General features: G+C 68.3%; 11 protein-coding genes and 1 pseudogene. 5 read left to right on the forward strand and 7 right to left on the reverse strand.

Features of this window, described 5'->3' with window-relative positions:
- The coding region (locus tag JMF90_RS12250) for an SPASM domain-containing protein (RefSeq protein WP_201325134.1) at positions 1–789 on the forward strand (789 nt) is incomplete at its 5' end.
- A gap of 154 nt (positions 790–943) precedes the next feature.
- Positions 944–1,036 (forward strand): hypothetical protein, encoded by a 93-nt coding sequence (locus JMF90_RS40775; protein ID WP_374039667.1) that lies wholly within the window; start codon positions 944–946, stop codon positions 1,034–1,036.
- An 18-nt stretch (positions 1,037–1,054) separates the two neighbouring features.
- On the opposite strand, the gene JMF90_RS12260 is transcribed toward JMF90_RS40775, so the two are convergent.
- Positions 1,055–1,393, reverse strand: coding sequence for a helix-turn-helix transcriptional regulator (locus JMF90_RS12260; RefSeq protein ID WP_011547066.1), 339 nt, complete (start codon positions 1,391–1,393; stop codon positions 1,055–1,057).
- A gap of 78 nt (positions 1,394–1,471) precedes the next feature.
- On the opposite strand from JMF90_RS12260, the gene JMF90_RS12265 reads away from it, so the two are divergent.
- Both JMF90_RS12265 and JMF90_RS12270 read left to right on the forward strand, forming a co-directional pair.
- A complete protein-coding gene (locus tag JMF90_RS12265) occupies positions 1,472–2,371 on the forward strand; it encodes a hypothetical protein (protein ID WP_011694824.1) in 900 nt (299 codons plus the stop codon).
- A gap of 207 nt (positions 2,372–2,578) precedes the next feature.
- Entirely contained in the window at positions 2,579–2,809 is a 231-nt protein-coding gene (locus JMF90_RS12270; RefSeq protein ID WP_011547068.1) for a hypothetical protein, read from the forward strand.
- 161 nt (positions 2,810–2,970) lie between these two features.
- On the opposite strand, the gene JMF90_RS12275 is transcribed toward JMF90_RS12270, so the two are convergent.
- From JMF90_RS12275 to JMF90_RS12295, 5 genes are all read right to left on the reverse strand, one after another.
- Positions 2,971–3,858: an alpha/beta hydrolase family protein gene (locus tag JMF90_RS12275; RefSeq protein WP_006480624.1), complete on the reverse strand. Its 888-nt coding sequence runs from the start codon at positions 3,856–3,858 to the stop codon at positions 2,971–2,973.
- A gap of 96 nt (positions 3,859–3,954) precedes the next feature.
- Positions 3,955–4,695: an alpha/beta fold hydrolase gene (locus tag JMF90_RS12280; protein ID WP_011547069.1), complete on the reverse strand. Its 741-nt coding sequence runs from the start codon at positions 4,693–4,695 to the stop codon at positions 3,955–3,957.
- Entirely contained in the window at positions 4,692–5,498 is an 807-nt protein-coding gene (locus JMF90_RS12285; protein ID WP_011547070.1) for a DinB family protein, read from the reverse strand. Before JMF90_RS12285 ends, JMF90_RS12280 begins: the two co-directional genes overlap by 4 nt.
- Positions 5,499–5,593: 95 nt before the next feature.
- Positions 5,594–6,025, reverse strand: a complete 432-nt coding sequence (locus tag JMF90_RS12290) for a YciI family protein (protein ID WP_011547071.1) — start codon at positions 6,023–6,025, stop codon at positions 5,594–5,596.
- A 159-nt stretch (positions 6,026–6,184) separates the two neighbouring features.
- Entirely contained in the window at positions 6,185–7,954 is a 1,770-nt protein-coding gene (locus tag JMF90_RS12295) for an ATP-binding protein (RefSeq protein WP_125381621.1), read from the reverse strand.
- Positions 7,955–8,109: 155 nt separating this feature from the next.
- Between JMF90_RS12295 and JMF90_RS12300 the strand changes: the two genes are divergently transcribed.
- A complete protein-coding gene (locus JMF90_RS12300; protein ID WP_011547073.1) occupies positions 8,110–8,340 on the forward strand; it encodes a hypothetical protein in 231 nt (76 codons plus the stop codon).
- A 190-nt stretch (positions 8,341–8,530) separates the two neighbouring features.
- On the opposite strand, the pseudogene JMF90_RS12305 reads toward JMF90_RS12300, so the two are convergent.
- Positions 8,531–8,842, reverse strand: a pseudogene (locus tag JMF90_RS12305) (MFS transporter); the annotation flags it as partial.

The raw sequence follows: 8,842 nt of genomic DNA on the forward strand, positions 1-8,842 counted from the left end.
CTGCAGGATTCGACGCGCGAGCTAAACGATTTCTTGACCAGCACACGCACGTTCGAACTGAAGCGCGACGTGGCGCGGCTGATCAAGGCGCACGGTTACCCGATGGTGCTCAACTGCGTGCTGCATCGCTACAACCTGCCGCACGTGGGGCAGATCATCGAGATGGCGCTCGATCTCGGCGCCGATTACCTGGAGCTCGCGAACACGCAGTACTACGGCTGGGCGATGCTCAATCGCGACCAGTTGATGCCGACCGTCGAGCAGGTGCGCGAGGCGGAGGACACGGTCAACCGCTATCGCAAGCTGATCGGCGAGCGTTGCAAGATCCTGTTCGTCGTGCCCGACTATTTCGAGCGCCGCCCGAAGGCCTGCATGAACGGCTGGGGCTCGGTGTTCCTCGGCGTCGCGCCGGACGGTACCGCGCTGCCGTGCCATGCCGCGCGGTCGCTGCCGGGGCTCGCGTTGCCGAACGTGCGCGACCGTTCACTGCGGGACATCTGGTACGACAGCGACGCGTTCAACGCGTTTCGCGGCGACGACTGGATGCGCGAGCCGTGTCGTACGTGCGACGAGCGGCATGCGGATCACGGTGGTTGCCGGTGTCAGGCCTACCTGCTGGCCGGCGACCCGCGGGAGGCCGATCCGGTGTGTGCGAAGTCCGCCCATCACGGTCAGGTCGAACAGGCCGTGCAGTTCGCGCGACGTCGTGCGCCGAGCGACGAACAGCCGCTGGTTTTTCGCAGCAAGGAGAATTCGCTCGCGCAATGCGGCGCGGCGTGCGATTGCTGACGAGGCGCGGTCCGGGCGACGGCAGGGGCGACGGCAGGGGCGAACGCGGCACCGCGCTCGTCGAACCGGAAACCGATGCGGCCGGGTGGTCGCCGCGCGTGTCGCTGCCGCCGGCAGCGGCTATCCGCGCCTCGATGCCGCGGCGCGCGATGCGGTGCTGGCAAGCCGCTGCGCCGCGCATATAGAAAACGGCGCGCCGACGCCGATGCGAGCGCGCGTGCCGATCACGTTCAATCTTGATGAATGACCGGGTACGTTGCCGCGATTACCCGTCATCCGCCTTCGCCTGCAAATCCTTCAGCCCCTGAATCACGACCAGCAGCGCGCGCCCGTGCTCGTCCGAGCCGTCCCACGCGTCGACGATCGCGTCGCGCAGCAGGTCGTTGTACCGGCGGCGCGACGGCTCGGTGTCGACCCCATAGAAACTGCATAGCTTGTTGAATGGCGCGCTACGGCGCAGCCGGTGCCCGTTCGACAGCCGAAGGCGCGATACGGTGGGCTGGCTGACCCCGGAAAGTCGCGCGATTTCGCTGGACGAGCGTGTGTCTGCCATCAGGCGGCGCAACAGGTCTTGAACGGGAAAATCCTGGTCCGGGGCTTCCATGCGATGCATTATACCTATACAGTTACGGCTGTTGAATGGGCTTGCTGTCAGCAGCGAGGCTGTATCCCGAGAAAGTTGATGACACTGAAACACCTCCCTCCCACGTTCTGCTGGACCAAGATCGGTACCGAGTCCGGCGAGGAACTGCCGACCGTCGTGCTCCGCAAGGAATGGGAGCGCCGGCTCGGGGGCGGGCGTTTTCTGTGGGGCATCAACCAGCCGCTCGGCAGCAGCGCGCAGGTCGCCGCGCATCGCACGGGTTCGTTGCTCGCACTGTTTTCGCCGGTCGCGTCGCGTCCGCGTGCGGGCGCGCGCAAGGACGCGCTGCTGTGGAATGCGTGGGTCGACGCCAGCGGGCAGGTGCGGCCGTTGCCGCCGCATACGTTCATCGCCAGCCGCTCGACGTTGCCGTCGGGCCGGCGTCGCGAGCAGCACTACGCGCTCGTGTGCGCGTCGTCCACCGCGCTGACGGTCGGCACGCAGTTGCGCGTGTTTCCCGACCACCTGCGCAGCGTGAGCACCGGCAAGCCGCTGGGCGCCGCGCAAGGGGCGGCCGTGGTCGACTGCATCGGGCGGGCGAAGGAGCAGACGGGCAAGAGCTATCCGCTCGCGCTGTCGGTCGAGCTCGAGGCGCCGTATTTCGTGCGGCTTGCGCAGCCGTGCGTGCTGAAGGCGCGCGATCTCGCGGAAGTGAACAAGGCCACGCGCGCGGGCGATTTCGATCGCTTCGTCGAGCTGGTCGCGCGCCTGCGCGGCCGTTCGCCGACGGATGCCGTGCGCGGCGTCACGCGCGATCTGTTCGACGTGCCGCCGCTCGAAACGGCCGCCGCGTATGTCGCGCCCACGCATGTCGCGCGCCTGCGCAACCGGCCCGCGGCCGAGCATCCGCGCGATCTCACCGGCGATCTGTTCGACCTGTCGCCGGGCGAAGCGGCCGCGTTCGCGGGGTTGGCGCATCCGCGCGTCGGGCGCGCGTGACGCCACGCACGACGCCGTTCGCGCAAGAATTTGTTGCAATCTCGCCGTAGCGGATCGGCGAGCGCGGAGCGACAATCGGCACGAAGCGCGCGGTGCGGCGGCCGATGCGTCGACACGCGGCGGCTCGTGGTTCACGCCGCCGACATGCGTACCACGCACACTGAGCGTCGGCGTGCTTCACACTGCAATCCCGAGGGAGGAGTGTCGATGTCGACCCACATCTGTTCGCCGGAAGCACAGGCCGCACAACGCTTCGTCGAAGCGACGCGCAACGTCGACCAGGCGTTTCGCGCGGTGCGCGGCGAAAGCGACGACGACGGCTCGTCGGCCGAATACGCCCGCGCGATGTCGCGTCTCGATCGCGCGCTCGACGAGCTGGCGCGTGCGCAGGAATTCTTCGATCGCGTCGTCGGCGCGGACACCACGCACGGCAACTGACGGCTTCGTCGTTTCTCTTTTCGCGCGTCGGGCGGCGCGCGTTCATCTTCTTGCCGGGGTGTGTTGCCCGACGTGCCGGTCCATCATCCCGTTTCGATTTTCAGGCCTGGCAGCCTGCGACCGGATAGCGGCCGCTGTAAGGGCTAAAGGCTAGCCGTGCGTCAGCCCGCGCGAGTCATGCCCGGCGCGGACGGCGCGGCACGAGACGCGTAACCGCGATGCTGGAACGACGTCGCGAAGAACCGCATCTGGTAGCGGATCGCATTCGCCCAGTAATCCCACGTATGGCCGCCCGGGCGCTCCGCATAGTCGTGCGGCACGCCGAGCGCGACGAGCCGTTCGTGCAGCGTGCGGTTCGAGTCGACGAATGCGTCGTCGCGGCCGCAATCGATCGTCAGGTCGAGATGCGCGCGCACGAACGCCCGCGCGCTTTCGGCGATCACGTTGCGGTTCCAGAACGACGGATGGCGGTCGGGATCGCCGAACACGTGGGCGATCCCCGGCTCGTCCGTGCAGCAGCGCGGATCGACCGCGCCGCTGATGCTGCCGACCGCGCCGAACGTCTCGGGCCGGTCGAGTGCGATGCGCAGTGCGCCGAAGCCGCCCATGCTGAGCCCGGTGATCGCGCGCGCATGCTGGGTGGCGATCGTGCGGAAATGCAGGTCGACATAGGACACGACTTCATCGCCGACGAAGGTCTCGTAGCGGCTGCCCGAATCGAACGGGCTGTCGATGTACCAGCTTTCGTGTCCGCCGTCGGGCATCACGAGGATCACGTGATAACGGTCGGCGAGCGCGGCGATGTGCGTGTTCGACGTCCAGTCGGTATGGTCGCCGCCCGAGCCGTGCAGCAGATAGACGACGGGGTAACGCTCGCCGTGGTTGTCGCGCGCGTAATCGTCGGGCAGCACGATGGTGGCCTTGAGCGTTTCGCTCATCGCGGCGCTCGGAATCGCGACGACCCGCGCGTGAAAGGCGAAGGCAGGGCTCGTGACGGCGAGCAGCAGAAGCAGCCAGAAAGTACGTGCCAGGCGCATCGATCCTTGCATGTGTCGATCCAGTCCGGCCGGATGCCGGGAAAACCCTGTTCCGGCGACTCTAGCAACCGCGCCTTTCAACCATATTTCGGCGAATCCTACGGGTTGTCAGGCAGACGGCTCGCCTACGATGCGTTCGAGGGTGGCGCGCAATGCGTCGGGCCGCTCGGCCGCGATCAGGTGCCCGCAGCCGGCGATCGTGTCGAAGCCGGCGCAGCGTGCGAGCGCGAAGGCCGGCACGTGCCAGCCCGCGCGCGAGCGTTCGCCGGCGATCAGCCACACGCGATGACGGTCGAACACCTGTGCGAGCGCCGGCAGGTAGCCCGCATCGCCGGTCGTGTCGACCACCGAGCGGCCCATCGCGCGCAGCGTCGATGCCGGCTGATGCGCGAGCCAGCGGCGTGCGTCGTCGAGCTGGCCCGGCGACGGTGCGTCTATCGCGCCGCGCAGCCAGTCGAGCGGGGCCGCGCGCAGGCCGTCGAGCATTGTGTCGGCTTCGCCGGGCGTCATGCGGCCGACCGATGCCGACCAGAACGCATCGTCGAGCGTGAAGTTGCCTTCGACGTTGACGATGCGCCGCACGCGTTCGGGGTGCGCATGCGCGAACAGCATCGCGATCGCGCCGCCGACCGAATGGCCGACGACATCGACCGGCTGCATCCCGAAGTGCATCTCGACGGTTTGTCGCACATGCTCGACCTGCGCGGCAAGCGAGATCGTGTCGGGCGGCGCGGCGCGATGCACGCCGTAGCCGAGCAGGTCGGGGCGCAGATGCGGGCCGTTCCATCCGCGCACGTCGAACGTGCCGATGAAACCGTGAATGAAGACGACGGGCGTGGGCTGGATCATGCGGCGTGTGCTGAAGGAAGCGGCGGCAATTCGAGTTCGGCGAGCAGTTCGTCGAGTTCGAGCCCGTGCGTGCGATCGTGGTCGAGCAGCTCGCGCACGAGTTCGTCGAGCGACATGCGGCGGATGCCGTCGCGCAGTCCGCAGCGTGCGAGTTGCGCCGGCTCCAGCGCGGCCGCGGTGGCGCACAGCGCGGCGCGCCCGCTGACGAACGCCGCGACGGCGAGATCGAGCGGCTGCGCGAGGTAGTCGCGTTGCGCGGCGAGCGCGGTGCCGTCGACGGACTCGATCACGGGCAGCTCGGCCCTGCGCACGGCGTCGATGCGCGCGGCGAACACCGCATCGAGATCGCGCAGGTGGCACGCATGTTCGACCAGCGAGAAGCCGGTGCCGGCCGGGCGGCGCGTGGCCAGCGCGGCCGGCACATGCGCCGCATAGGCGGCGAGCCGGGCCGGCATGCGCGCCAGCGCGGCGACGACGTCGGCGAACGGCAGCCGGTGCGGGCACGCGCTGAACACCGCGCCATAGCTGAACAGCGCACCGCCGAGCCGGCCGCGCGCCTGCACGACCTCGTGGCCGCGGCGGCGCATCACGTCGGCGACCATCGCGCCGCAGAACTGGCGGGCCGTCGTGTCGGTTTCGATTTCGGGGAATTTGTGCGCGATCTCGTCCTGGATCGCGCCGATCGCGGCGACGCCGACGCGCGACAGCGCCGCGAACTCGAGATAGCGCTCGGGCTGCTCGATCAGCGCTTCGAGCTGGGCGCCGAGCGGGGTCGAGCGGAAACGGTCGAAACGGGAATGCATGACGAGCCCTGGTCAGTAACGTATCAAAACGATACGTTACTGACCAGGGCTCGTCAACCGGCTCCTCCGGGGCGTGTGCGCCGCCGGCCTGCCGCTCAGCGCTGCTGTCGGGCGTCGACTTCCGCACGCATCCGCGCTTCCTGCTCGCGCAGCTCCGGCGTGAATGCGTCGCCGAAATCCTCCATCTCGAACAGCGGGCGGATCTCGATGTCGGAGTCGCCGGGCATCGGGTTCGGGCAGCGCTTCACCCATTCGACGGCTTCCTCCATCGATTTGACCTGCCAGAGCCAGTAGCCGGCGACGAGTTCCTTCGTTTCGGCGAACGGACCGTCGATGACCGAGCGGTTCTTGCCGGAAAAGTGCACGCGCTTGCCGTGGCTGCTCGGGCGCAACCCGTCGGCGGCGAGCAGGATGCCGGCTTTCACGAGTTCTTCATTGAAGCGGCCCATTTCAGCCATGAGTTCGGTGTCGGGCATTTGGCCGGATTCGGAATCGGCGGTGGCTTTGACGATGACCATGACGCGCATTGTCGTTTCTCCTTGAACGGGAATAGGGCGTTTGCCGGCGGTACGACGGCAAAACGATCGGTTACGACAACACGACGCGCGACGGCGACGGGAATCGACATCGCGGGCAAAAAATTCAGCGGCGGTCGAAATCGCGAAAGGCGCCGTATCGGCGATGCGTCATGCCGCGTCGGCCTGCTGCGCATCGAGCACGCTGCGAATCCGGGCCGCGAGTTCGTCGCGCCGGTACGGCTTGCCGAGCAGCATCACGCCGGGGTCGAGCCGCCCCGCGTGGAAGATTTCGTCGCGCGTATAGCCGGACGTGAACAGCACCGGCAACGGCGGCTTGCGCAGCGCGGCGCGGCGTCCGAGTTCGCCGCCCTTCACGCGGCCCGGCATGATCACGTCGGTAAACAGCAGATCGATCGGCGTTTCGCTGTCGAGCACGCGCAGCGCGGCTTCGCCGTCGGACGCCGTGATGACCTTGTAGCCGAGCTGCGCGAGCATGTCGACCACCGTCAGCCGGACATCCGCATCGTCCTCGACGACGAGGATCGTTTCGCGGCCGCGCACCGCGTCGTGCTGCGGCGTGCGGGCAGGTTCGTCGGCTGCCTCGTGGCAGCGCGGAAACGTGAGGCGCACGGTGGTGCCCTGGCCGGGCGTGCTGTCGATCGACACGTGGCCGCCGCTCTGCTTGACGAAACCGAACACCATGCTGAGCCCGAGCCCGGTGCCTTCGCCGTCCGGCTTGGTCGTGAAGAAGGGTTCGAAGACCCGTTCGAGCACGTCGGCCGTCATGCCGATGCCCGTGTCGGCGATCTCGAACGTCACGTATTCGCCGGGCGGCATCGTTGTGCCGCGCGTGCCGGCCGCGTGGCCGGGCTGCGTGCTGTTGTACGCGGCGATCGTCAGCGTGCCGCCGCCGCGCATCGCATCGCGCGCATTGATCGCGAGATTCAGCAGCGCGTTTTCGAGCTGGTGCCGGTCGGCGAGCACGTTGCCGACGTCGGGCGCCAGCGCGGAGACGATCCGCACGGTTTCGCCGAGCACGCGGTGCAGCATCTCGTTCATGCCGTCGATCAGCCGGCACGGGTTCAGCGTGGTCGGCGCAAGCGGCTGGCGTCGCGCGAACGCGAGCAGGTGCGACGCCAGTTGCGCGCCGCGCCGCACGGCATTGTTCGCGTTCTCGATCCGCGGCTGCGCGCTCGCATGGGCGCCGAGTTCGACGGAGAGGATCTGCAGGTTGCCGCTGATCACCTGCAGCACGTTGTTGAAGTCGTGCGCGATGCCGCCGGTCAGGTTGCCGATCGCTTCCATCTTCTGGGCGTGACGCAACTGCTCCTCGATCGCCGCACGCTCGGCGATCGCGTCGGTCACGCGCTGTTCGAGCGTTTCAGTCAGCTCGCGCAGCTCGGCATTGGAGGCCTGCAGCGCCGCTTCCGCGCGATCGCGATGGCGCGTGGCGAGCACGCGCTCGGTGGTCTCGACCACGACGGCGAGCACGCCGCCCGGTGCACCCTCGTCGTCGGGCAGCGGGCTATAGTGCAGATCCATCCAGACATCTTCCGGGCGGCCGCTGCGCAGCAGCACGAGGGCCTTGTCGCGATAGGACAGCGTGCCGCCGGCGAGGCAGGTGTTCATCACGTTTCGGTTGAAATCGGCGACTTCGGGCCAGCCGAGTTCGACCGGCTGACCGAGCAGATACGGGTGACGGCCGCCGGCGAATCCGGCATACGCGTCGTTGTAGATCATGTAGCCGGGGCGGCCCCACAGCATCACCAGCGGCAGCGGCGAGGCGAGCACGGTGCGGACGGCCGCGACGAGGCTGGCGGACCAGCCGTCGAGCGGGCCGAGCCCGGTGGCCGACCAGTCGAATGCGGTAATGCGTCGGGCCATGTCGCCCTGCCAGCCGGGGCAAGCGTGATGCTGCGCGAACAACTCGACATGCATGGAAGCGCTCCGATGAGGACATGCGGCCGCGGGCGGTGCGGCAGGTCGCGTAAGCGGGCTCCATTTTAAAGCAGATCGATTCGCGCGGCCGCTGTCACGGAGCGCCTCGGCAAAGCTGGTATGCTGGTCCACACCACGTTTACGCGGAGGGCGCCATGGCTGCTAAGGAAGTCTCGAAGAAGAAGTACCTGAAAATCCTGAACAAACGCCTGCGCGCGGAGCCGGCAGCGCCGGCCGGCGCGTCGTTCGTCTTCTTCCCGCTGGGTGCGAAAGCGAAGCACGCGACGGGTGTCGTGTCCGGCGACGCGCGCAGCAAGCGCGAACTGGCCGTGATGGCCGCGGTCCAGCGCAAGGCGGCCGAAGAGTTCGTCGTCGCCGACGCGTGACGGCCGCTGCGGTACCCCTGTCGTATTACCGCCTCCGCGGCTGACGCGGCGGCGGTTTTGCCGTGAGCGATTGCGCCGGCGAGCACGCGCGGGATGTCTTGCGTGATCGCCGGACCGTGCATCGGCAGAGCGATGTCGAGATCGAGTGCCTGGATTCGGCTCGAAGCAGCTTGAAAACCAACGTTAGCGATCAGGACGCCTCGTCCGCTGCCGCCGCCGGATACCGGCCGCTGCCGCCCGCATCGTCGCCTGCCGCCAGTTGTTCCAGCGCGAGGCCCTTCGTCTCGATCCCGAGCGTCCACACGGCGACGGCCGCCGCGATGAACGACAGCGCGCCGAGCGTGAACACGCCGCCCTGGCCGAACACCGGCAACACGACGCCGACCACGTAAGGCCCGATCAGCGAGCCGATCCGGCCGATCGCCGACGCGAAGCCCGAACCCGTCGCACGCGCCCCGGTGCCGTACAGCTCGGGCGTGTACGTGTACAGCGCCGCCCACAT

Source organism: Burkholderia sp. E168m23, from assembly GCF_016586125.1.
Taxonomy (GTDB): domain Bacteria; phylum Pseudomonadota; class Gammaproteobacteria; order Burkholderiales; family Burkholderiaceae; genus Burkholderia; species Burkholderia orbicola.